Here is an 851-nt window from a genome sequence, read left to right as displayed (position 1 = left end):
TAAACTGGACACGCCACATTGCCAAACTTGCTCTGCGTTTGATTGGTCAATGCCACCAATGGCCACAGTTGGATAGCCAACACTTTCACCATATGGAATGCTATCGATCAGCTTTTGATACAAGGCTAAGCGAACCAAACCTTGCGGTTTGGATGGCATTTGTTTGGTGGTGGTCGGAAAGATATGCCCCAACGCAATGTAGCTTGGGTTAATTTGGACGATACGCAGCAGTTCATAATAACCATGGGTTGATAGACCTAAGCAAATACCTGCGGTGCTCAACTGGCTCAAATTGGAATCTTCGATATCCTCTTGACCAAGATGAACCCCGAACGCGCCATGCTTTATTGCTAGTTGCCAATAATCATTAATAAAAACTTGAGCGTCATACTGACGACCGAGTTCAATCGCGCGTGCAATCTGCTGTTCTAAGTCTGGCTGATAGGGGTCTTTGATACGTAGTTGAATGGTGTTGATACCCAATGGCAACAACCGCTCAATCCAACTGACGTCGTCCACGACCGGATAGAGACCCAAACTCTGTTTGCTCAGGTGAGGAAAGTTGACCGACTGTCCGTGTGATGACCAACCTACTTTGATGCCTAAACGACAATCTTCTAGGACTGGTATAGGAAAGTCAGCAAACTGAGATGCCCAGTCCTGCTTAACCATTGTTTCACCATTCACGAGTGTTTCACGTGAAACATTCGCCATTGCGCGCGCCAAGGTCAAAGCGTCTTCAATAGGGAAATCGAGAGCAAGCAGCGTTACTGTCCACGCTAAATGTTGATCGGTTTGAAGGGTTGTAGTTCTAGAAGTAGAAGCAACTGACAGAGCTCTTATTTCATCAT

The 851-nt window shown here is 46.2% G+C and carries 1 protein-coding gene; it reads right to left on the bottom strand.

Annotation, left to right across the window (positions count from 1 at the left end; genetic code table 11):
* Window positions 1-851 (bottom strand): thiamine phosphate synthase (locus tag R7Q48_RS25940; protein ID WP_318133054.1); only part of this gene is annotated, 851 nt, incomplete at both ends.

It is taken from the genome of Vibrio sp. 378, assembly GCF_033339435.1.
This window is presented reverse-complemented; position numbering and strand designations above follow the sequence as displayed.